Here is a 21,451-nt window from a genome sequence, read left to right on the forward strand (position 1 = left end):
CGTCTAGGGTGGGCCTCGTGGACGCACTGGACCCCATCGAGTCGGTCAACACCTTCATCGGCACGAAGGACGAGGGCAACACCTTCCCGGGCGCCTCCATGCCGTTCGGCAAGGCCCACTCCAGCCCGATCGGCTCGCACTACGCCGGCTACCGCTACGACGACCAGGTCATCCGCGGCTTCGGCCACTTCTTCCTCTCCGGCGCCGGCTGCTGGGAGCAGGGCGGGCTGGTCTCGATCCTGCCGATCTCGGGCCCGTTGCCGGCGAGCTTCGACCACCGGCGCTACGGCGCGAAGTACACCCACGACGGCGAGATCGGGAAGCCCGGCTACTACAAGGTCAGGCTGGACCGGGACATCACCGTCGAGTGCACCGCCACCACGCGCGTCGGCGTCGAGCGGTTCACGTGGCCGGGTGGCGTGGGCGGCACGGTGCTCGTCAACGTCGGCCAGGCCAACGACAAGGAACCCGTCTCGGCCAGCAGCGTGGTGGTCCTGGACGACCGCACCATCGCCGGAACCGTGGAGACGCAGGCGTTCTGCGGCGGCCGGCCGTACGTCTCCCACTTCACCACCCGGTTCGACCGGCCGTTCCGGGAGTTCGGCACCTGGGGCCCGAACGGGGCGAAGCCGGGGCAGCGCGAGTCGCGGGGCGGTGCCGGGCTGCGGGGCGCGTGGGTCACCTTCGAGCCCGGGCCGGTCACGGCGAAGACCGCACTGTCGCAAGTGGACGCCGACGGGGCGACCGGGAACCTCGGCGAGGCCGGGGAGAAGAGCTTCGACGAGCTCCGCAACGAGGCGCAGCAGGCGTGGCGCGACGAATTGGCGTGCATCGAGGTCGAGACGGACGACTGGGACGAGCGCGCGGTCTTCTACACCGCGCTGTACCACGTGTTGTTGCAGCCGCTGACCGGCAGCGACCTCGACGGCCGGTACCGCGGGTTCGACGGGCAGGTCCACCGCGCCGACGGCTGGACCTACTACGAGTACTTCAGCCTGTGGGACACCTATCGCGCGCACAACCAGCTGCTGGCGCTGCTGAGGACCAAGCGCAGCAAGGACATCGCCCGCAGCGTGCTCGCCGTCCACGAGCAGGGCGGGTGGCTGCCGCGGTGGGCGTTCGCCAACCAGGAGACCAACTGCATGACCGGCGACCCGGTCACGCCGTTCCTGGTCGACCTGTGGCGGTTCGGGCACCTGGAGGGCTTCGAGGAGCAGGCGTACCGGGCACTGCTGCAGAACGCCGACGGCGTGCCGCCGGAGAGCTCCCGGTTCCAGGGACGGTCGGGCAACCCGAGCTACCTCGCGAACGGGTTCGTCCAGTACGACAAGCACTTCCCGAAGAAGGGGCAGGACACCGACCCGCACCACGGCGCGTCCGCCACGCTGGAGTACGCGCTCGCCGACGCCACGCTCGCGGTCATGGCCGAGGCGCTGGGGCACCGGGAGGACGCGGAACGGCTGCGGCAGCGAGGCCTCAACCACCGCGCCCTGTGGGACCGGGGCGTGAGCGACCGCGGCTTCACCGGGTTCCCGCGCCCGAAGCTGCGGGACGGCTCCTGGCTCGACCCGTACACGCCGCAGGGCTCGGAGGGGTTCCACGAGGGCACGGCCTGGCAGTACCAGTGGTTGTGCCGGCACGACATCCCCGGCCTGCTCACCGCGGTCGGCGGCGCGGCGGCGGCCGAGGCGCGGCTCGACGACTTCTTCGCCTACCCGGACCTGCTGACCGACCCGAGGCGCACGGTGCGGGAGAAGTGGGTCGTCGGGCCCTACGACTACTACAACCAGTTCCGGTACAACCCGAACAACGAACCCGACCTGCACGCGCCGTGGATGTACGCGCTGATCGGCAAGCCGGAGAAGACCTCGGTCGTCGTCAGGGCCGCGCAGACGCTGTTCGTCAACGGCCCGGCCGGGGTCACCGGCAACGACGACCTCGGCACGATGTCGGCCTGGTACGTGTTCAGCGCGCTCGGCATGTACCCGGCGGTGCCCGGCACCGGCGAGTTCGTGCCGCACGCCCCGAAGTTCACCAGGGCGGTGGTGCACCTGGAGAACGGCAGGGACGTCGTGATCAGGGCCGAGGGCGCCGACCTCGCGAAGACGCAGGTGGTGCGGCGGGTCCGGGGCGGGTGGCTCGCCAGGACCAGGGACCGGATCGAGGTCGCCGAGCTGCGGTCCGGCGCCGTGCTGGACGTCGAACTGGGCACACTTCCCAATTGAGACACCGAATCGGCCGTAAACTCACGCGATGGGCACCTGTGCGACGTGCGGCACGCACTTCGCGCCCCGGCCGTCGAGGGCGCGGTACTGCTCGAACGCGTGCCGTCAGCGGGCCTACCGGCGGCGCACCGCAGGTACGTCCACTGTGGTCACCGAGGTGCCCGCCCACGCCGACGCGTTCGTCGGACGCGCCACCGAGCTCGCCGAGCTGCAGGTGTTGCTGCGCAAGCACAGGATGCTCACGCTCGTCGGCGCGGCCGGTGTCGGCAAGACGCGGCTCGCGGCGGAGCTCGCCGGCCGGCTGAAGCGGGTGGAGGTGCGCACGGTCGAGCTGAGCCGGGTCGGCGCGGCCGACCAGGTGGTGCCCGCGTTCGCCCACGCCGTCGGGGTCCACCGGCACGCGGGGGCCGGGTTGCACGGCACCCTGCTCGCGGAGCTGGCCGGACGCAGGGTGGTGCTGCTGGTCGACAACTGCGAGCACCTCGTCGAGGAGTGCTGTGCCGTCGTGGACGCGCTGCTGGCGCGCTGTCCCGGGGTGCAGGTGCTGGCCACGAGCCGGGAGGCGTTGCGCGCCTTCGGGGAGGCGGTCTACCCGGTGCGGGGCATGGCGGCCGACGCCGTCCGGTTGTTCACCGACCGGGCCGGGATCAGCGCCACGCCGGAGCACGAGGCCGAGATCGCCGCCGTGTGCGCGCGGCTGGACGGCGTCCCGCTCGCGGTGGAGCTGGCAGCGAAGCTCATCCGGTCGGTGCCGCTGTGCGAGCTGGCCGACCGGCTCGACGAACGGCTCGACCTGCTCGCCGACGCGGACGGGCAGAGCAGGCACCGCAGCCTGCGCGCCGCCATCGCGTGGAGCCACGACCTGCTGACCGGGCAGGAGGAGGCGCTGTTCCGCAGGCTCGCGCTGCTGCCAGGCGGGTTCGGGCTGGGCATCGCCGAGGTCGTGCACGGCGGGCCGGTGGTCGAGCCGCTCGCCGCGTTGCAGGCGAAGTCGTTGGTGGTGCGGGAGAACGACGGCCGCTTCCGGATGCTGGAGTCGGTGCGCCTCTACGCGGAGGAACAGCTGCGCAGCCGCGACGAGTACGCCGAGACCGCGCGCCGGATCGTCGACTGGTTGTGCGGGATGGGCGAACCCGGTGTCACGTCGTCGGTCCTCACGCCCGAGCAGGTCGAGGTGCAGCACCAGGAGTACGACAACGTGGCGTACGCGTTCGCCCGTCTGGTGCAGCCGTGGGACGAACGCCGGCTGATGCTCGCCACGATCCTGCTGCGGGTCTGCTCGGACCGCGGTTGCTTCGCCGAAGCGGGCACCGTGCTGATGCAGGTGCTGGACCGAACGGCGGCCGATGCGCGCTACCGCGTCCTCGCGCTGGAGTACGCGTCACTGCTGGCGAGCCACGAGGGACGGCACGACGACGCGGTGCGGTACGCGCTGGAGGCGGTCGAGACCGCAGAGGCGGGTGGCCAGCAGCTCGTCGTGTGCCGCCTCTACCGCACGGTCGCGGGCGCTTACGACGGCATGGCCGACCTGCCGAACACGGCGCGGGCCCTGCGCCGGTCGATCGAGTGGGGTGTGCGCAACGGCGACGACGTGAGCGTCGCCGTGTCGAGCCGGAACCTCGGCCGGGTGCGGCTGGAGCTGGGCGACGTCGACGGCGCCGACGAGCTGGTGTCCGCGGCCCTGCCCGTGCTGGCGGACCTGGGGCGCCCCGACATCGCGGCCACCGCCCTGCACACCTCCGGCTGCGTCGCGCTGGAACGCGGCGACCTGGGCAGGGCGGGCGCGCGGTTCGCCGAGAGCACGCGGATGTCGGCGGCGGCGCCGCGGGCGGTGCTGGAGGCGGTCGAGGGCTGCGCCCTGGTCGCCGTGCTGTCCGGGCGGCACGAGCTCGGGGTGCGGTTGCTGGCCGCCTGCCGGCAGATGCGCGCGGTGTGGGACGTCCCGCCGGGACCGTGGTGGCGGCGGAAGATCGCCGCCGTTCGCGACGTCGCACGGGAAGCCTTGCCCCGCGCGGCTTTCAGCCGGGCCGAGCGGGCCGGTCGCGCGATGGACCTCCGCTACGCCGTGGAGACCGCGCTGGACGAGGCGGCCGCGCGCGACGCGGTGCTGAGCGACCGGCAGCGGATGGTCGCCGACCTGGTGGCGCAGGGCCTCACGAACGCGCAGATCGCGGCCAGCCTGGGGATCTCGCACCGCACCGTCGAGTCGCACGTGCACAACGTGAAGACCGTGCTCGACCTGTCGACCCGCGCGCAGCTCGCGGCCTGGGTGCAGTCCAACTGAGACGTAACGCAGCGGCCCATCCGGATGACTTCCCGCCGCCCGCAGGTCATTGTGATGACAACCAACGGAGGGGACGACGTGGAACCGTTCCGCCTGCTGCACCCCGACCTCGTGCCGCGGCACCGCGAGTCGGTGCGGCACGCGGCGTCCGTGCTCGCCCGGATGGGGCTGGACGACACGGTGCTGTCCGCCTCGCCCGTGCACCAGCGGCTGGCCCGCGTGGTGCTGGCGAGCAGCGACGTCATCGGGTGGGAGCCCGGACCCTGCGACGGCCACCTCGCCGACGACCGGCGGCTGGGCATCACCAGGGCCGGCGGTGACAGCGGCGCCGTGTTCCTGTCCGGCGTCCTCACCGCCTACCTCGACGTCCTCGGCAACGCCACCCGCATGGGCACCTCGCTGGGCGGGGACGCCTGGCGCACCCTGGTGTGGGCGCCCACCGCCCTCTTCGACCACGTCCTGCGCCGGCCCCAGGTCGGCATGACCGTCGTGATGCCCGGCACCGGTTCCGAGGACCTGTCGCACCAGCGCGTCCTGGCCGGCCAGCGCCTGCACCTCGCGCTGATGCAGGTCGTCCGGTTCGCCGTCGGCGGGGTCGTGCGCCCCGGCGGTGACGGCCCGCTCGTCGAGGACTGCGTGACCCTCGCGACCGCGTGCCTGCGGGCGGCGACCGTCGCGCTCGCGTTCGCCGGGGACGTCATGGGCGGTCCGGTGCCGCGGCTCGCCGAGACCGCGGAGCACCGCCTCGCGTGGCAGGCGCTGGGCGAGGTCCGCACGGCCGTGCCGCGGGCGCGGTTCGAGCAGTTCGCCGCCGCGCTGCGCAGGTCGGCCGACGTCCACACCGAACGCCCGTTGCTGGTCGCGGGCGGCTGACGGCTTTCGTCTCGACTTCGCGACGACTTTGGTCGTTCCGCGGCGTGCGGGACCTGCCGCTGACCTACCGTCGCGCCATGACGCAGGAACGGTCGGCGGTCGTGGTGCGGGACGTCCGCAAGAGCTACGGCGAGCTGAAAGCGGTGGACGGGGTCTCGTTCACCGTGGCCGAGGGCGAGTTTTTCGGCATTCTGGGGCCCAACGGCGCCGGTAAGACGACGACGCTGGAAATCGTCGAAGGCCTGCGCGAGCCCGACAGCGGTGAGGTGTCGCTGCTCGGCGAGAGCCCGTGGCCGCGCAACACGAAGTTGTTGCCGCGCATCGGTGTGCAGCTGCAGGCGTCGTCGTTCTTCGAGAAGCTGACGGCGAAGGAGCAGTTGCAGACGTTCGGCTCGCTCTACGGCGTGAGCCCCGGCACCGCCGCGGACATGCTGGAGCTCGTCGGCCTCGCCGACAAGGCGAACGAGCAGGAGAACAAGCTCTCCGGCGGGCAGCGGCAACGGCTCTCCATCGCGTGCGCGCTCGTGCACGACCCGGACATCGTGTTCCTGGACGAGCCCACGGCCGCGCTCGACCCGCAGGCCCGGCGCAACCTCTGGGACGTGCTGCGGGCCATCCGGGAGCGCGGCAAGACCATCGTCTACACCACGCACTACCTCGACGAGGCCGAGATCCTCTGCGACCGCGTCGCCATCATGGACAGGGGCAGGGTGCTCGCTCTCGACCCGCCGGCGGTGCTCGTGCGCGGCCTGGACGCACCGACCCACGTGACGCTGCAGAAGGGCCTGCTGTCCGTCGTGGACGCCACCGCGCTCGACGGTGTCGAGGAGGCGCACGAGGACGAGGTCTCGCTGACGATCTCCACCCGCCGCCCCGCGCCGGTGCTGTCCGCGCTCGCCGACCGCGGTGCGCTCGACGGCCTCCAGGTCCGCACGGCCACCCTCGAAGACGTCTTCCTCGACCTGACCGGGCGGGAGTACCGCGCATGACCGCGTTCAGAACGCTTTCGCTCGCGATGTTCAAGGGGTTCGTCCGGGACAGGGTGACGCTGTTCTTCACCTTCCTGTTCCCGCTGATGTTCCTGGTGATCTTCGGTCTGCTCCTGCGGGACGTGGGCACGGACAAGACGAAGATCGCGGTGGTCGGCGACGGCCCGGTGGTCAGCTCGCTCAGGGACAGCGGTGTGCTGGAGCTGGAGGCGTTCGACGACGAGAACGCCGCCTTGCAGAAGGTGAAGGACGGCGACCTGCCGGCCGCGCTGATCGTGCGCGGCCAGACGCTCGACGTCCGCTACGCGCAGAGCGACCAGGTCCAGTCGGCGACCGTCCTCGGGATCGTGAACGGGTTCGTGGACAAGACCAACCTCGCCGCCACGGGCCAGCCGCCGCGGTTCACCTTCGCCGCCGAGAAGGTCGAGGACGCCTCGCTCAAGCCGATCCAGTACCTGACGCCGGGCATCCTGTCGTGGGGCGTGGCGGTGTCGGCGGTGTTCGGCTCCGCGCTGACGCTGGTGTCGTGGCGGCGCAAGCAGGTGCTGCGGCGGATCAGGCTCGCGCCGGTGTCCACGACCGCGGTGCTGTCGTCGCGGGTGCTCGTCAGCGCGGGCGTCGCGCTGGTGCAGGGCGCGATCTTCGTCGGCATCGCGATGCTGCCGGTGTTCGGGCTGCGGCTCTCGGGGCACTGGTGGCTGGCGATCCCGTTGCTGCTGCTGGGGACGGTCGCGTTCTTCGCGCTCGGCATGCTCGTCGGCGCGTTCGCGAAGACCGAGGAGTCCGCGTCGGCCGCGGCGAACATCGTGGTGCTGCCGATGGCGTTCCTGTCCGGCACGTTCTTCCCGGTCGACCAGGCGCCGGGGTGGCTGCAGGCGGTGTCGAAGGTGTTCCCGTTGCGGCACATGAACGACGGCATGCTCGACGTGCTGGTACGCGGCAAGGGGGTCGAGGCGCTGGTGGTGCCGGCCGCTGTCCTCACCGGGTTCGCGCTCGTGGTCGGGTTCCTCGCCTCCCGCGTCTTCAAATGGGAGGAATAGGACATAAATAGACAACCCCGGTGGCGTTGTGCTCCCCATCACGGTTCATGATGGGGAGCCATGACGTTCTCCAGCGCGGCCGGACGGTTCCGCATCCTCGCCCTCGCCGAGGCGATCTCCTGGGCGGGGCTGCTGCTCGGGATGTTCTTCAAGTACGTCGTGGTGCAGAACGAGATCGGCGTCAAGGTCTTCGGCCCGATCCACGGCTTCGTCTTCGTCGCCTTCATCCTCGTCACGCTCATGGCGAAGGAGCCGCTGCGGTGGGACGCCCGCACGCTGCTGCTGGGCCTGCTCTCCAGCATCCCGCCGTTCGGCACGGTGATCTTCGAGCGCTGGGCCGCGAAGACCGGCCGCCTCACCGAACGGGCAGCTCCCGAACAGCTCTGAGCTCGGCCTCCTGGTCGCCCTCGTGGTAGATCCGCTCGGACGCCTCGATGTTGTCCAGGAACTCCTGGTACTTCACCGCGTTGTGCAGCCGTGAGGCACGACGGGCGACGGCGAGCGCCTTCAGCGGCTCGCTGTCCGGGCGGTGCCGCAGCCAGGCCTCGCTCCACACCCGGCTGATCACGTCGCTCAGGTGCGGGGTGAACTCCGCAAGCCGGCACGCGTCGAGCGCCGGGTGGCCCCAGCACGCGTCGGACCAGTCGATCACGACGCCGCTGTCGCGCCAGTTGCCGGGGTGGAAGTCGCCGTGCACGAGGGTGTCCGGCAGCCCGAACGACGGCATCGGCACGACCGACGGCGGCAGCTGCGGCTCGCCGGCCAGCGCGTGCTGCACGGCGACCCAGCGCGGCACGACCCGCTCGACCAGCTCCGGCGTCAGGTCCCAGCAGTTGCCGCCCTCCGCCTGGCTCAGCAGCACCCGGCCCGGCGCGGACGCGAGCACCGCCGGCACGAGCGTCGGGTCGTGCGCCGCGACCGTCTTGAGCACGGCGCCCTCGTCGCAGAAGAACGGCGGCACGGCCTTGAGCCACACCGGGCCGCCCGCGGTGGGCAGCCGGTGCACGCTCGACAGGTTCCACGTCCTGACCTGCACGGCAGGGCCGGTGCGGGTGACCGCGGTGTCGGCCCACGCCACCAGCTCCGCGGGACCGCCGAGCCGCGCCCACGGCAACCGGTGCTCGGCGTCGGGCTCCGGTTCGGCCGCCGGGCTCAGCTTCGAGCGGTCGGGCTCGCCGTGCGCTTCCACGTGGTAGGTGACCGTGCCGCCCCACGGCACCTGGCCGCCCTCGACCGACACCAGCCGCAGCACGCTCGTCTCGACGCCCAGCAGCTCGCGCAGCACGGCGTTGACCGGCTCGACGTGGTTCCACTCCGGGGTCGGCACCGGCAGGACATCGGTGCGCCCGGCGAACCCGCTCGGGGTGCTGACGAGGGCGACGATCGAGCGGTCAGGGCGGTTTCGGATCACCCGCCCATGACGCCACAGCTCCGGTCGCGTGCCAACCGAATTAGTCCTCGAAGTCGCCGCTGGCCCTGCGCACCTTGGCGAGCAGGTCGGTGAGCTGCTCGGTCTGCCGGTCGGTGAGTCCCTTGAGCCCGAGGTTGACCCGCACGACCGCCTCGGTCGCCGCCTCCCGGCGCTGCAGACCGGCCTCGGTGATCTCCACCAGCGTCGTGCGGCGGTCGGTCGGGTGCGGCGTGCGGCGGACCAGGCCGTCGCTCTCCAGCCGGTCGACGATGTTCGTGACCGACGTCGGGTGCAGCTGCAGGCGCTCGCCCATGACCCGCATCGGCAGCGCGCCCTTGCGGGAGAAGAACAGCAGCACCAGCGCCTCGTAGCGGGCGAACGTGAGCCCGTGCGGCTTGAGGGCTGCGTCCACCGCGGACTGGATGATTTGCTGGACACGCATGACGCTCGTGACGGCGGCCATCGACGTGGCCGAACCGACGCGCTCGTCCCACAGTTCGGCCGCGCGGGCGATCGGATCGAACGGCAGCGGTGTCATGTGCACGGAAGCTACCAGTCAGTACACGCAGAGATCACCAGGGAGGCACGTGTGCTTGTCGCGTTCAGCGTTGCTCCGTCCGCATCGGACTCGTCGGGAAGTGTGGCCGCGGCCGTCGCCGAGGCCGTGCGGATCGTGCGGGAGTCGGGACTGCCCAACGAGACGAACTCGATGTTCACCTTGGTCGAGGGGGAGTGGGACGAGGTGATGGACGTCGTGAAGCGCGCGACGGAGGCGGTGCAGGCCGCGGCACCGCGGGTCTCGCTCGTGCTCAAGGCCGACATCCGGCCGGGCCACACCGGGCAGCTGAAGGCCAAGGTGCAGCGGATCGAGGACCACCTCGCCGACACCCCGTGACCCGTGTGGAGCAACGGTCCGCACGAACGGCCGAGGGCTCTACGCCGCACCGGTGAGCGGGTCCGTGCGGCGGCGTCCGCTGGGTTAGCGTGTCGGGCGTGGATGTGAGGCAGCTGTGGCTGCGGTTCGAGCCGTACCACGACGTCACCTACTTCACGCCCGAGTCCCGCGCGGCAACCGACGCGCTGGGCTGCAAGGGCGGCTGGATGGGCTACTTCGGCCTGCGCGCCGCACCGCTGGGCGCCGCCTCCCGCGAGCTGGTGACGGCCGTCTTCTACAACTTCGCCCCGCGCAAGGTCGCACGGGCGCTGCCCGACGCGTGGGAGGTCGCCTCGCCGGCGGAGTTCCTGCGGGCCCGGCTGGAGGGCGTCGACGGCGCCCTGCGGCGGTTGCTCGGCACGGTGGACACCCCCGAGATCACCGAGCTGGCCGCGCTCGCGCGGGACGCCGCCGAGGCCGCTCCGATCGCGGGCCGCCCGCTGGCCGCGGCGAACCGCGCGCTGCCGTGGCCCGACGAGCCGCACCTGGCGCTGTGGCACGCGTGCACGATCTTGCGCGAGTCGCGTGGAGATGGGCATGTGGCTGCGCTCGTGGCCCACGGTGTGGGACCGTGCCAAGCGCTTGCGCTCTACGCGCGTGAGCATTCCCTCGATCCGGCGTACATGCGGGCGGCGAGGGGGTGGACGGAGGAAGAATGGGAAGCCGCCGACCTGCCCGGTGACCTCGCCGCGGTGGAACGGGCGACCGACGAGGCCGCCCGCGCGCCGTGGGAAGCGCTGGGAGGACAGCGGACCGAGCGGTTCGTCGACCTGATGACACCGCTTGCACTACGCATCGCTTCGGGCAACGAGGCGATGCGCGTCAACCCGATGGCCCTGGACCCGGTCCGGGAACTAGCCGTGCCAGGATGGAACACGTGACAAGGCCTGATCCTCGCAAGACCGCCGCACTGTCCGCCGCGCTCTCGGGCGCCGTCGACCTGGGTGCCCTGAAGGCGCGCGCCGACGCCGCCCGCCAGGCGGCCGCGTCGCCCGCTCCCGCCGCCGGTCCCGCCGGAGCTCCGAACGGGTCCGCGCCGTGGATCGTGGACGTCACAGAGGCGTCGTTCCAGGCGGTGGTCGAGCAGTCCCTGCAGGTGCCCGTCGTGGTGCTGCTGGGTGCCTCCTACAGCCCGGAGTCGCAGCAGTTGGCCGCGTCGCTCACGCGGCTCGCCCAGCCGTCGGGCGGCTCGTGGATCCTCGCGCGGGTCGACCTGGAGCAGGCCCCGCGCATCGGCCAGGCGTTCGGCGTGCAGTCCGTGCCGACGACCGTGGCCGTCGCCGGCGGGCAGCCGATCGACGCGTTCGCCGGCCCGCTCGCTGACGCCGAGCTGCAGCAGTGGATCGCGCGGCTGCTGGACGCGCTGCGCGACCGGCTGCCGGGCATCCGCGCCGGCGAGGCCAACGCCACCGCGCCGGCCGAGCCGGAGGAGCTCCCAGAGGACCCGCGGTTCGTCGCCGCCGAGGAGGCCTTCGAGCGGGGCGACTACGCCGCCGCGCAGGCCGCCTACCAGCACATCCTCGACGCCGAACCGTCCAACGAGCTTGCGAAGGAAGGTCTCGCGCAGGCGCGGTTCGCCGAGCGGGCCGAGGCCGTCGACCCGGCGGTGATCGCGAAGGCGGACGGCGCACCGGACGACGTCGACGCGCAGCTCGCCGCCGCCGACGCGCAGGTGGCGTCGCAGCAGGTGGAGGAGGCGTTCAAGCGCCTCGTCGACACCGTGCGCCGCGTGTACGGGGACGACCGCGACCGCGTGCGCCAGCACCTGGTCGGCCTGTTCGAGCTGTTCCCCGCGGACGACCCCCGCGTGGCCGCAGCCCGCCGCAACCTCGCTTCCGCCCTCTACTGACCGGCACGCGGGCCCCCCACGTCCCCTTCCGGGGCACGCGGCCCCCCACGTTCCCTTTTTGGGGGCACGCGGGGACCCTACGTTCCCCTCTGGGGCACGCGGGGACCCCGCGTACCCTCTGGATTAGGGGCGGCGGCGTTCGAGGAGTACGGTGTCGCGCCATTTGCCGTGGTGCTGGGCGATCCGTTCGCGGAGTCCGACCGTGCGGAACCCCGCCCGGTGGTGCAGTGCGATGCTGGCGCGGTTCTCCGGGAAGATCACGGCCTGCAACGTCCACAGGCCGTCGGCATCGGCGGCGGAAACCTGGTGGTGCAGCAGGGTTTTGCCCACGCCGCGGCCCTGGAACGCGTCGCTCACGTAGATCGAGGTCTCGGCCACGCCCGCGTAGCACTCGCGCGGTGAGACCGGGGCGGCCGAGGCCCAGCCCGCCACGGAACCGTCCACCACCGCGATCCAGCGGTGGTCCGGGAGCCACTTCGGCTCCAGCGTGCGGCGGGACGGGACCTCGGTTTCGAACGTCGCGTTGCCCGAGGCGATGCCCTCGCCGTAGATGCGGCGGACATCGGGCCAGTCGGCCGCGGTCATCGCGCGCACGGCGACACCGGCGACCGGCCGGACCGAACCCGTGGTCAGCGCGCCCATCACGGCGTCGGCGGCGTGCGGCAGACCGGTGCAGCACGACGGGTTCACCGACACCATCGTCGCCGTGCCCTCGCGCCGCACGCGCAGGAAGCCGACCTCGGAGAGCTTGCGGACGTGGTGCGAGCAGGTGGACTGGCTGATGCCGAGCGACGTCGTCAGCTCGCCCACCGTGACCTCGCCGGGCGCGGACGCGACCTGGTGGAGCAGGCGCACGCGCGTGGGGTCGGACAGGCTCGCGAACCACGAGGCGTACGTGGTGGCTTCATCGGTCAGCACCGGAAAAGTATCGACCGGCGTCGATCAAAGGGTCAAACCGAGTACTTCTTCACGCACAGCGCGGAACCGCGGAAGAACCCGTCGGCGAAGGCCTCCACCCGTGCGAACCCGGAGGGCACCGCCTTGCCGTTCACGTCGGCCGCGATGAGGCTGTCGTCGGCGAGCAGCTCGGCCACGGCCTCGTCGAGGTCGCCGGGGGACAGCCGCAGACCCGCGGCGGGGTCGGGGCGGTTGGTGAGCCCCGCCCACGCCCCGGTGAGGCACGCCGTGCGCTGGCCCGCCGCGTCGTCGTCGAGCCTGAAGCCCGTGGCGCTCTGGATGGACAGCGAGAAGCGGGACGCCACGACGGCGAACGCGGCGAAGTCGCCGATGCCGCCCTTCTGCCCGCGCTTGGGCGGGGTGCCGATCTTGACCAGCGACGGCAGGTCGAGCTGGACCTGGTTCGTGGCGGGGCAGTAGGACGCGGGCGAGGTCGTCTGGGCGTCGGCGCAGGACCTGATGCCGCCCTTGTCGAGGGCGGGGAAGGCCGCGCCGCTGGACCTGTAGGCGTCGCGCAGCGACTCCTCCAGCGCCTTGAGGTACTTGTCCTGGTCGATGCGGGCGTTGCCGCGGCCCTGGCCCTGGTCGGTGTCCTGCAACGAGAACGGGCGTTCGGTGATGCGCTTGTCGATCTCGGCCTCGTTGATCTCGGCGCAGCGGGCGGCACCGCGCACGAACCCGAACTGGAAGGCGGAGACGCGGTCGAACGCGCTGCCGTGGGCGCCCTGCTTCTCGAACGAGGTGCCGGCGGAGTCGCGGATGAAGAACATGGTCTGCAGCACCTGGTTGAGGCCCTCGCCGGTGGACAGCTCGAAGTGCTTGGACCTGTTCTCGGCGATCCAGCGCATGAACACGCCGGTGTAGCAGTCGGCCTGCTGCTCCTTGACGATCGACTGGGTGTTCGGCCCGATGCCGGACGCGGCACCGAGCTTGTACTGCACGGCGTGGCCCATCTCGTGCGCGAGAACGGTGACGACGGCCATCGGGCCGAACGCGTCCTTGAGCATCGGCAGCAGCTCGCCGCGGTCCCAGGTGATGCTGTCGTCGACCGCGCAGTAGAACGCGTTGGCGATGCCGGTGGTGTTGAGGCGGCAGACCTCGACGCCCTTGCCGTTGGAGTCGTAGGAGATGAACCGCTTCACCGGCTCGAACGCCTTGCCGCCGAACGCCTTCGGCATCTCGTCCTTCCAGAACTCCTGGACGTCGGCGAGCGTGTTGATCGCGAGCTGGTCCATCTCGCCGCCGTCGCCGTTCTCGACGGACAGGTCGGCGTTCGGCACGCCGGGCTTGGCGCCGGACGGGCCGTTGGTGATCGCGAGGCCCGCGACCTTCGTGGGGTCGGGCCGCTCGCCCTTCGGTGCTCCCTCGACCACGGAGGAGCATCCCGCCAGCGCGACGACGGTGGTGAGCGCTGCGGCCAGGCGTCCGATCCCCATGGTCAGAGGCTACTCAGTGCCCTCTGGGCCTGGTGAGGGAACCACCAGCGGCCAAACGTGAAACTCCCTCACCCCGTGGGGTGATTTCAAGACTGCACGGACTCGTTTCCTTGTCCCGCCGATGTTCCGGAGCGCACAGTCCCCCCACGCAAGCCTTCGGCGTGGAAGGAGTTTGGCGGTATGGGAAGAACGCGCTGGGCACGGTTCGTCGGGGTGCTCGGCATCGGTGCCGTGGGCGCCGGTGTGCTCCTCTTCGGCATGTCCCAAGGAGCGCTGGCCGCCTCGTTCTCGGTGTCCGGCAGCAGTTTCAAGGTGTCAGCTGACGGCTTGACGGGCCAGGGGTACGTCCAGTTCGGCGGGGTGGACGCCGGGTCCGGTCAGGTGCACCCGGTCGCGGTGAACGGCTTCAAGTCGGCATCGCTCGACAAGTTCTGCCAGTCGGTCTTCGTCCCCGACATGCCGGTCGTCGGTGACCTCACGATGCGCATCGAGGCCGGCGGCAAGGGCGGCATGGAGGCGACCAACCTGGTCGTCGGGCTCACCGACATCAGCGGTGACCTGACGCTGGGCAACCCGCAGATCGGCATCGACGCCGGCACGCTGTCCAAGGGCCCGGAGGGCCTGAAGGGCCTGCCGGGGTCGTTCGGCATGCAGGCCGACACCGTCAACATCGCGGCGCTGCGGCAGGTCGCGTGGAGCACGACGGCCCAGTCCATCAAGTTCAAGGGGATGAACCTGAGCTTGAAGCAGGGGCAGAACGAGTGCTTCTGAGGCTCTGGCGCAGCTTCACCGCGTGGCGGCGTGGCCGGCCCTTCTGGGCCGGCCTGTTCGTCATCGCCGGTGCGATGGTCATCCTGTTCCCGCCGTTCGTCGGCGTGAAGCTCGGCGACATGATCATCTCGATCAAGACGATCGGCGGCGTCTCCGCGCTGCTGATCGGCACGTTGCTGATCATCTGCGGTCTGTCGCTGTGGATCGCGCCGGGGTTCCGGCTCGCCTCCGGCATCGTCACCGTGCTGCTGTCGCTGGTGGCGCTGGTGACGACGAACCTCGGCGGCTTCCTGCTCGGCACCGTCCTCAGCCTGCTCGGCGGCGCGCTCGCCGTGGCGTGGACCGACGTGCCGAAGGAACCGAAGGCACCAGGGGAGAAGCGCCGGAAGAAGGGCCGGTCGGAGCTCTCCCTGGAGAACCCGGCACCGCCGATGGCCGCCGTGGCCCTGATCGCGCTGCTCGCCGTCCAGCAACCGTCCGCCGACCCCGCCGACCCGTCGGTACCGCCGCCCGTGAGCACCACCCAGGCCCCCACGAGCAGCTCCGTCGCACCGCCGTCGAGCAGCACGCCACCGGGCACCCCGCCGCCGGGCAGCTCCACCCCGCCGCCGGCGTCGTCGTCCGTGCCGGCCCCACCGCCGAGCACGGTGCCGCCGTCGACGCCGGCCACCCCGCCACCGGCCCCTGCCCCGGTGGCGGGCGGCAGGGAGTGGACCCTCACCGCCTCCCGGCTCGACCTGGTCGGCCTGAACTTCGCGGGCGTCGTCGACTCGGTGCTGAACGGCCAGGTCGTGAAGGTCCTCAAGTTCACGGCCACCGACATGAAGATCCGCGACCTGGTGCAGACCGGCGAGGTCTCACCCGGCGTGCAGCTCGTGACGAGGGCCGCGCCTGGCAGCACGTCCACGGTCTCGGTCCCGTTCGGCTCACCGGCCAGGATCGAGCTGTTCACCGTGCAGCTCAAGGGGAACCTGGACATCCTCGGCATCAAGATCCCGGTTGACTACACCGCGGCCCACCCGCCGCCGCTGAACGTGCCGATCGCGTCGTTCACCGAGGTCACGGTGCGCAACGCGGACCTGGCCGGCGGCACCCTGAAGATCCCCGGCACGAAGATCTCGCTCCAGTCGAGCTGACCGCCCCCGGCACAGTGAAGCCCGCAGCGGAACGGTCCGCTGCGGGCTTTCGGCTGCCGGGCGCGAGATCAGTTCAGCCCGCACTTCTTCGGACCCTCGAACACCCCTTCGCGGAACCGGGCCACCCGCTCGAAGCCGGGGTCCACCGCGTCACCGCCGGTCGCGTCGCGGGCCGCGTAGTCGAACCGCAGCAGCACCGTCACCGCCTCGTCGAAGTCGCCCGGCGACAGCCCGAACCCGTCCTGCCGCTGGAACACCGCGCCGGTGTACGCGCCGGCCAGGCACAGCGCGGCCTTCGAGGCCTCCTCGCCCTCGGTCGGCTTGCCGAGGACGGCCAGCTCGGCCAGTGCGTACCGGGTGGCGATCAGCGTGCCGGTGGCGTAGTCGCCGAGCTCCTTGTGCAGCGCGGGCAGCTCGTCCTTGGTGTCGATCTTGATGGTCTTGTCCGACGGGCAGTAGGCGACCGGGCCCTGGTCACCGGAGCAGTCCGGCTCGCTGGACGCGGCCTCGGCGCGCACAGTCGGCCAGGTCTTGCTCTGGGTCGTGGCCAGCGTCTTGAAGTACGTGTCGAGGTCGGGGGTGACCGACTCCAGCATCTCGTCGAACGGCAGGTTGCCGCCGTTCGCGCGGTCGCGGGTGCTCGTGAAGGCGCGCTGGGTGAACGTGCGGTTCTGCACGGACATGGCGGCGCAGAACTTGGGGCCCTGCTCGAAGCCGTCCTGGAAGGCGGCCACGCGGTCGAACGCGCTGCCGTGCGCCTGCTCGTCCTCCGGTGAGGTGCCGACCGGGTCGCGGAACGTGATCAGCGCGCCCAGCGCCTTGTCCAGCGCGTCGGTGCCGATGTCGAGGTACTCGGAGTCGCCGTCGGTGACGTGCCGGACGAACGAGCCCGCGAAGCAGTCGGCCTGCGCCTCGGTGAGGATCGTCGGGTACTTGTCCGGCTCACGGCGCTCCGCCTCCGGCGTGATGCCCATGCGGTTCTGCACGGCGTGGCCGACCTCGTGGGCCAGCACGACGACCACGGCGGCCTCGCCGAAGCGGTCCTCCAGCACGGGCAGCAGCGACGAGCGGTCCCAGGCGATGGCGTCGGCCGAGGGGCAGTAGAACGCGTTGCCCTCCACGTCGGCGGCCTTCTGCGTGCACGGCGGCGGCTTGGCGGCCGAGTCCGCGGTGTCGACGGAGTAGTAGCCGCCGCTCAGCTTCTTCCACGGCTTGCCGAACGTCTTCGGGAACGAGTCGGTCCAGAAGACCTCGATGTCCGTGAGCGCCGTCGCCGCGAGCTGGTCGATGCGGCCGTTGTCGCTGCCGCGGACCTGGATCGTCGGGTTGGCGGGTTGTTGCTTGACCACCTTGGCGGCACGGGGACGGCCGGGTATCCCGGCGGTGCACCCCGTGGCGAGCAGGGCGGTGACGACCATCAGCGCGATGCTCCAGTGCCGCATCACACCATTGTGCCTGCCGCCCGGCTCGACGGAGGCCCTACTCGGCGAACTCAGGCGCATGTGAGGGTCAACGTGTGCCGGGCCGATCGGGTTCACCCGGCGAGATCACCACCGGTGACCGGGGTGCGACCGGCTGCGGCCGCACCCCGGCCGGCGTCACAGCTCGTCGGCGGGGTCCGGCACGAGCCACAGCACGCCCGAGGGCGGCAGCTGCAGGACCGCCGACGCGGGTCGCCCGTGCCACGGCTTGGCCTCGGCGACGACACCGCCCATGTTGCCCACGCCCGACCCGCCGTAGTGCGCCGCGTCGGTGTTCATGAGCTCCTTCCACCGCCCGGTCGACGGCAGGCCGACCCGGTAGTCGTGGTGCGGCGATCCGGAGAAGTTCGCGACGCAGGCGAGCGTCGAGCCGTCCTCACCGACCCGCAGGAACGACAGGACGTTGCCGCCCGAGTCGTTCGCGTCGATCCACTGGAAGCCCTCCGGCGTCACGTCGTGCGAGAACAGCGCCGCGGCGGTCTTGTAGACCGAGTTCAGGTCGCGCAGCAACGACTGGATGCCCTGGTGCAGCGGCTCCTGCTCGACCAGGTGCCAGTCGAGCGACCGCGACTCCGACCACTCCTGCCGCTGCCCGAACTCGCCGCCCATGAACAGCAGCTGCTTGCCGGGGTGCGCCCACATGAACGCGAGCAGCGACCGCACGCCCGCCGCCTTGTTCCAGTCGTCGCCGGGCATCCGGGTCCACAGCGAGCCCTTGCCGTGCACCACCTCGTCGTGCGAGAGCGGCAGCACGAAGTTCTCGCTCCACGCGTAGACCAGCGAGAACGTCATCTCGTTGTGGTGGAACGAGCGGTGGACCGGCTCACGCGACAGGTAGTGCAGCGTGTCGTGCATCCAGCCCATGTTCCACTTGAAGCCGAACCCGAGACCGCCCAGGTGCGTCGGCCGCGTCACGCCCGGCCACGCCGTCGACTCCTCGGCGATCATCACGATGCCGGGGTGCCGCTTGTAGACCGTCGCGTTCAGCTCCTGCAGGAACCGGACCGCCTCCAGGTTCTCCCGGCCGCCGTGCTCGTTGGGCAGCCACTGGCCCTCCGGCCGCGAGTAGTCGAGGTAGAGCATCGACGCCACGGCGTCCACGCGCAGCCCGTCGAGGTGGAATTCCTCGATCCAGAACAGCGCGTTCGCCACGAGGAAGTTGCGCACCTCGTTGCGGCCGAAGTCGAAGACGTACGTGCCCCAGTCGAGCTGCTCACCGCGACGCGGGTCGGCGTGCTCGTAGAGCGGGGTGCCGTCGAACTTCGCGAGCGCCCAGCTGTCCTTGGGGAAGTGCGCGGGCACCCAGTCGACCAGCACGCCGATGCCGCGCTGGTGCAGGGCGTCGACGAAGAACCGGAAGTCGTCCGGGGTGCCGAACCGCGAGGTCGGCGCGTAGTAGGAGGTGACCTGGTAGCCCCACGAACCGCCGAACGGGTGCTCGGCCACGGGCAACAGCTCGACGTGCGTGAAGCCCATGTCCTCGCAGTAGTCGGCGAGCTCGGTCGCGAGCTGCCGGTAGCTCAGGCCGGGCTTCCACGACCCGAGGTGCACCTCGTAGATCGACATCGGCGCGTTCGCCCACTGCGTCGCCGCACGCCGCGCCGTCCACTCGGCGTCCTGCCACTCGTGCTCCGACCGCGTGACCACCGACGCCGTCTGCGGCGGCACCTCCGTGGCGAACGCCATCGGGTCGGCCTTCTCGTGCCACACGCCGTCGGCGCCGAGGATGCGGAACTTGTACCGCGAGCCCACCGGCACGTTCGGGAGGAACACCTCCCACACGCCGGAGGACCCCATGGACCGCAACGGGTTCGCGCGCCCGTCCCAGCCGTCGAAGTCACCCGTCACGCGCACACCGCGCGCGTTCGGCGCCCAGACGGCGAACGACACACCGGTGACGTCACCGGTGACCGTCTCGTAGCACCGCACGTGCGCGCCGAGCACGTCCCACAGCCGTTCGTGGCGGCCCTCGCCGATCAGGTGCAGGTCCAGCTCGCCGACGGTGGGCAGCCACCGGTACGGGTCGTCGACCTCGATCGTGCGGTCGCCGTACGCCACGAGCAGCCGGTAGTCGCCGGGCGCCTCCGGCAGCTCGCCCTCGAAGAGGCCGTCGGCGATGCGCGGCAGCTCGACCTGCTTGTCACCCCACGCCACGGCGACCGAGGTCGCGCCGGGCCGCAGGGCCCGCGCGACCACCTGGTCGCCGACGGTGTGCACACCCAGCACCGAGTGCGGGTCGTGGTGCGCACCGGACAGGAGTCGGTCCAGGTCGGCCTTCACGGCTTACTCTCCTCCAGAAGTCATCCGGGCGATCGACGACAGCGGCACCGTCAACCACTCCGGCCTGTTGGCGTGCTCGTAAGCGACCTCGTAGACCGCCTTGTCCAGCTCGAACGCGCGCAGCAGGTGCGCGTTGTCCCGCGGGTCGGCCGCCACCTCGGCGTAGCCGTCGCAGAACGCGGCCCGGTTGCGCTTCGTCCACTCCATCGCGCGGTAGGCGAGCTGGTCGTCGTCGGGCTGGCCGACGAGCAGCTGCCTGGCCGCGTAGTCGAACGACCTCAGCATCCCCGCCACGTCGCGCAACGGCGACCGCAGCGCGTTGCGCTCCTCGACACCGGCGGCCGGCTCGCCCTCGAAGTCGATCAGCAGCCAGCCGTGCACGGTCCGCAGCACCTGGCCCAGGTGCAGGTCGCCGTGGACGTGCTGGATCGGGATCGCCCCGACGTGCCTGCGGGCCTCGTCGAACGACGCGCGCAGCGCGCTCTCGTAGCGGCCCAGCTCCGGCACCGCCTCCAGGACGGTGTCCAGGCGCCGCTGCATGCCCGCGATGGCGCGGGTGACCGCGTCGTCGTCGGCCATGCGGGTGCCCAGCGCCTCCGCGAGGTCGGCGTGCACCTTGGCCACCGCGTGCCCGAGCCGCTGCGCCTCGCCGGCGAAGTCGCCGCCCACCTCGAACGCGTGCAGGTCGGCCTCGGCCATCAGGTCGCGCACCGAGGTCTTGGCCATGTCCCAGCCCTCGACCGCGTCCGGCAGGAACTCCTGCAGCATCGCGAGCGTGACCGGCTCACCGTCGAGCGTCGTCGAGATCGAGCCGAGCGGGCGGGCGATGTGCTCGCAGCCCACCGACTGCAGCGCCCGGTGCATGACCAGGTCGCGGTTCTCGCCGCGGGCGAGCTTGCGGAAGATCTTCAGGATGTACTGCTGGCCGTAGATCAGCGACGTGTTCGACTGCTCGACGCCGATCGGGCGGCCGCGCAGCGCCGTGCGCAGCTCGACGCCCGGCTCGTGTGCGAACTCGATGCCGTTGACCCGATCGCCGGCGGCGATCTTCTCCAGCAGCAGGCCGTTGCGCTCCGGGTCGGCCGTCGCGTCGAAGCCGTCCGAGTGCTCGCTGATCACGAGCTGGTAGGCCTCGGTGCGGCCGGGTTGCTCCACCTCGACGACGCAGTGCACCAGGTCGTCGGTGAGCGGGGTCGTCCGCAGTGGACGGACGGCGGTGATCGCGCGGTCCTTGCCGCCGAACCACCGCAGCGTCGGCAGGACGTCGGGCAGGGTGCCGACCAGCTTGTCGGCGAGCTCGTCCGGGTCGATCATGCGCGCCTCACCTCATCTCGCTGTCGTCGCCCGCCTCTACCAGCTGGAACCAGTAGAAACCGTGACCGGGAAGGGTCAACAGGTAGGGGAGTTCCCCGATCGAGGGGAATTTGACACCTCCGGTCAGTTCCACCGGCGTGTAGTCGCGGTGCTCGGAGAGGTCCAGCTCGACCGGTTGCGGGAAGCGGGAGAGGTTGTTCACGCACAGGACGATGTCCTCGCGCCCGTCGGGGCGCTTCCACATCCGCTTGTAGGCCAGGACGCTCGGGTTCGAGCCGCCCAGCTCGGTGAAGTCGCCCTCGGCGAACGCGTGGTGCTGCTTGCGCACCTCGATCATGTGCCGGGTCCAGTTGAGCAGCGACGAGGAGTTGTTGAGCTGCGCCTCGACGTTGAGGCCCTGGTAGCCGTAGACCGGGTCCATGATCACCGGCAGGTAGATCCGGCCCGGGTCGCAGGAGGAGAACCCCGCGT

At 71.4% G+C, this 21,451-nt stretch carries 19 protein-coding genes; 11 read left to right on the top strand and 8 right to left on the bottom strand.

What is annotated here, in order from left to right; genetic code table 11:
- Nucleotides 1–17 precede the first annotated feature (17 nt).
- The 6 genes from AB0A63_RS24940 (at nt 18) to AB0A63_RS24965 (ending at nt 7,798) form a co-directional block, all read left to right on the top strand.
- Nucleotides 18–2,225 (top strand): GH92 family glycosyl hydrolase, encoded by a 2,208-nt coding sequence (locus tag AB0A63_RS24940; RefSeq protein WP_360395623.1) that lies wholly within the window; start codon nt 18–20, stop codon nt 2,223–2,225.
- Between the two features lie 28 nt (nt 2,226–2,253).
- Complete coding sequence (locus AB0A63_RS24945) at nt 2,254–4,509, top strand: LuxR C-terminal-related transcriptional regulator (RefSeq protein WP_360395624.1); 2,256 nt, start codon at nt 2,254–2,256, stop codon at nt 4,507–4,509.
- A gap of 54 nt (nt 4,510–4,563) precedes the next feature.
- The gene (locus tag AB0A63_RS24950) at nt 4,564–5,382 is read left to right on the top strand and encodes a hypothetical protein (RefSeq protein ID WP_360395625.1); all 819 of its coding nucleotides are present in this window, start codon (nt 4,564–4,566) and stop codon (nt 5,380–5,382) included.
- Between the two features lie 77 nt (nt 5,383–5,459).
- A complete protein-coding gene (locus tag AB0A63_RS24955) occupies nt 5,460–6,371 on the top strand; it encodes an ABC transporter ATP-binding protein (protein ID WP_360395627.1) in 912 nt (303 codons plus the stop codon).
- Nucleotides 6,368–7,411 carry an ABC transporter permease gene (locus tag AB0A63_RS24960; protein WP_360395629.1) on the top strand — a complete coding sequence of 348 codons (1,044 nt, stop codon included), beginning with the start codon at nt 6,368–6,370 and terminating at the stop codon, nt 7,409–7,411. Before AB0A63_RS24955 ends, AB0A63_RS24960 begins: the two co-directional genes overlap by 4 nt.
- Nucleotides 7,412–7,471: 60 nt before the next feature.
- Nucleotides 7,472–7,798 carry a DUF3817 domain-containing protein gene (locus AB0A63_RS24965; protein WP_360395631.1) on the top strand — a complete coding sequence of 109 codons (327 nt, stop codon included), beginning with the start codon at nt 7,472–7,474 and terminating at the stop codon, nt 7,796–7,798.
- Here AB0A63_RS24965 and AB0A63_RS24970 read toward each other — a convergent pair.
- Together AB0A63_RS24970 and AB0A63_RS24975 are read right to left on the bottom strand one after the other, a co-directional pair.
- Nucleotides 7,767–8,822: a phosphotransferase gene (locus AB0A63_RS24970; RefSeq protein ID WP_360395632.1), complete on the bottom strand. Its 1,056-nt coding sequence runs from the start codon at nt 8,820–8,822 to the stop codon at nt 7,767–7,769. The genes AB0A63_RS24965 and AB0A63_RS24970 overlap by 32 nt on opposite strands.
- Before the next feature lie 40 nt (nt 8,823–8,862).
- Entirely contained in the window at nt 8,863–9,360 is a 498-nt protein-coding gene (locus AB0A63_RS24975) for a MarR family transcriptional regulator (RefSeq protein WP_360395634.1), read from the bottom strand.
- A 51-nt stretch (nt 9,361–9,411) separates the two neighbouring features.
- Here AB0A63_RS24975 and AB0A63_RS24980 point away from each other — a divergent pair, with 51 nt between their 5' ends.
- The 3 genes from AB0A63_RS24980 to AB0A63_RS24990 all read left to right on the top strand — a co-directional run bounded on the left by AB0A63_RS24980 (nt 9,412) and on the right by AB0A63_RS24990 (nt 11,605).
- Nucleotides 9,412–9,717, top strand: a complete 306-nt coding sequence (locus AB0A63_RS24980; protein ID WP_360395636.1) for a thiamine-binding protein — start codon at nt 9,412–9,414, stop codon at nt 9,715–9,717.
- A 98-nt stretch (nt 9,718–9,815) separates the two neighbouring features.
- The gene (locus AB0A63_RS24985) at nt 9,816–10,637 is read left to right on the top strand and encodes a hypothetical protein (protein WP_360395638.1); all 822 of its coding nucleotides are present in this window, start codon (nt 9,816–9,818) and stop codon (nt 10,635–10,637) included.
- The gene (locus AB0A63_RS24990) at nt 10,634–11,605 is read left to right on the top strand and encodes a tetratricopeptide repeat protein (RefSeq protein ID WP_360395639.1); all 972 of its coding nucleotides are present in this window, start codon (nt 10,634–10,636) and stop codon (nt 11,603–11,605) included. Before AB0A63_RS24985 ends, AB0A63_RS24990 begins: the two co-directional genes overlap by 4 nt.
- A 123-nt stretch (nt 11,606–11,728) precedes the next feature.
- On the opposite strand, the gene AB0A63_RS24995 is transcribed toward AB0A63_RS24990, so the two are convergent.
- Together AB0A63_RS24995 and AB0A63_RS25000 are read right to left on the bottom strand one after the other, a co-directional pair.
- Nucleotides 11,729–12,523 (bottom strand): metalloregulator ArsR/SmtB family transcription factor, encoded by a 795-nt coding sequence (locus AB0A63_RS24995; protein WP_360395641.1) that lies wholly within the window; start codon nt 12,521–12,523, stop codon nt 11,729–11,731.
- Between the two features lie 32 nt (nt 12,524–12,555).
- Nucleotides 12,556–13,998, bottom strand: coding sequence for a neutral zinc metallopeptidase (locus tag AB0A63_RS25000; RefSeq protein ID WP_360395643.1), 1,443 nt, complete (start codon nt 13,996–13,998; stop codon nt 12,556–12,558).
- A 180-nt stretch (nt 13,999–14,178) separates the two neighbouring features.
- Here AB0A63_RS25000 and AB0A63_RS25005 point away from each other — a divergent pair, with 180 nt between their 5' ends.
- Nucleotides 14,179–14,769: a DUF6230 family protein gene (locus AB0A63_RS25005; protein ID WP_360395645.1), complete on the top strand. Its 591-nt coding sequence runs from the start codon at nt 14,179–14,181 to the stop codon at nt 14,767–14,769.
- Nucleotides 14,760–15,905, top strand: a complete 1,146-nt coding sequence (locus tag AB0A63_RS25010) for a DUF6114 domain-containing protein (protein ID WP_360395647.1) — start codon at nt 14,760–14,762, stop codon at nt 15,903–15,905. Before AB0A63_RS25005 ends, AB0A63_RS25010 begins: the two co-directional genes overlap by 10 nt.
- Before the next feature lie 68 nt (nt 15,906–15,973).
- Here AB0A63_RS25010 and AB0A63_RS25015 read toward each other — a convergent pair whose 3' ends face one another.
- The 4 genes from AB0A63_RS25015 to AB0A63_RS25030 all read right to left on the bottom strand — a co-directional run.
- Nucleotides 15,974–17,347 (bottom strand): neutral zinc metallopeptidase, encoded by a 1,374-nt coding sequence (locus AB0A63_RS25015; RefSeq protein WP_360395649.1) that lies wholly within the window; start codon nt 17,345–17,347, stop codon nt 15,974–15,976.
- Nucleotides 17,348–17,503: 156 nt separating this feature from the next.
- Nucleotides 17,504–19,666, bottom strand: coding sequence for a 1,4-alpha-glucan branching protein GlgB (gene glgB / locus AB0A63_RS25020; RefSeq protein ID WP_360395651.1), 2,163 nt, complete (start codon nt 19,664–19,666; stop codon nt 17,504–17,506).
- Nucleotides 19,667–19,669: 3 nt separating this feature from the next.
- Nucleotides 19,670–20,980 carry an aminoglycoside phosphotransferase gene (locus AB0A63_RS25025; RefSeq protein WP_360395653.1) on the bottom strand — a complete coding sequence of 437 codons (1,311 nt, stop codon included), beginning with the start codon at nt 20,978–20,980 and terminating at the stop codon, nt 19,670–19,672.
- A gap of 7 nt (nt 20,981–20,987) precedes the next feature.
- Nucleotides 20,988–21,451 (bottom strand): alpha-glucosidase C-terminal domain-containing protein (locus AB0A63_RS25030; RefSeq protein WP_360395655.1); only part of this gene is annotated, 464 nt, incomplete at its 5' end.

This window comes from Lentzea sp. NPDC042327 (assembly GCF_040647275.1).
In the GTDB taxonomy this organism is placed as follows: domain Bacteria; phylum Actinomycetota; class Actinomycetes; order Mycobacteriales; family Pseudonocardiaceae; genus Lentzea.

Excerpts from the sequence above, each read along its gene's own strand:
- AB0A63_RS24955 (WP_360395627.1), top strand. The coding sequence starts at position 5,460 with ATGACGCAGGAACGGTCGGCGGTCGTGGTGCGGGACGTCCGCAAGAGC.
- AB0A63_RS25005 (WP_360395645.1), top strand. The coding sequence starts at position 14,179 with ATGGGAAGAACGCGCTGGGCACGGTTCGTCGGGGTGCTCGGCATCGGT.
- AB0A63_RS24950 (WP_360395625.1), top strand. The coding sequence starts at position 4,564 with ATGACAACCAACGGAGGGGACGACGTGGAACCGTTCCGCCTGCTGCAC.
- AB0A63_RS25015 (WP_360395649.1), bottom strand. The coding sequence starts at position 17,347 with ATGCGGCACTGGAGCATCGCGCTGATGGTCGTCACCGCCCTGCTCGCC.
- AB0A63_RS24945 (WP_360395624.1), top strand. The coding sequence starts at position 2,254 with ATGGGCACCTGTGCGACGTGCGGCACGCACTTCGCGCCCCGGCCGTCG.
- AB0A63_RS25025 (WP_360395653.1), bottom strand. The coding sequence starts at position 20,980 with ATGATCGACCCGGACGAGCTCGCCGACAAGCTGGTCGGCACCCTGCCC.
- AB0A63_RS24965 (WP_360395631.1), top strand. The coding sequence starts at position 7,472 with ATGACGTTCTCCAGCGCGGCCGGACGGTTCCGCATCCTCGCCCTCGCC.
- AB0A63_RS24960 (WP_360395629.1), top strand. The coding sequence starts at position 6,368 with ATGACCGCGTTCAGAACGCTTTCGCTCGCGATGTTCAAGGGGTTCGTC.
- AB0A63_RS25000 (WP_360395643.1), bottom strand. The coding sequence starts at position 13,998 with ATGGGGATCGGACGCCTGGCCGCAGCGCTCACCACCGTCGTCGCGCTG.
- AB0A63_RS24975 (WP_360395634.1), bottom strand. The coding sequence starts at position 9,360 with ATGACACCGCTGCCGTTCGATCCGATCGCCCGCGCGGCCGAACTGTGG.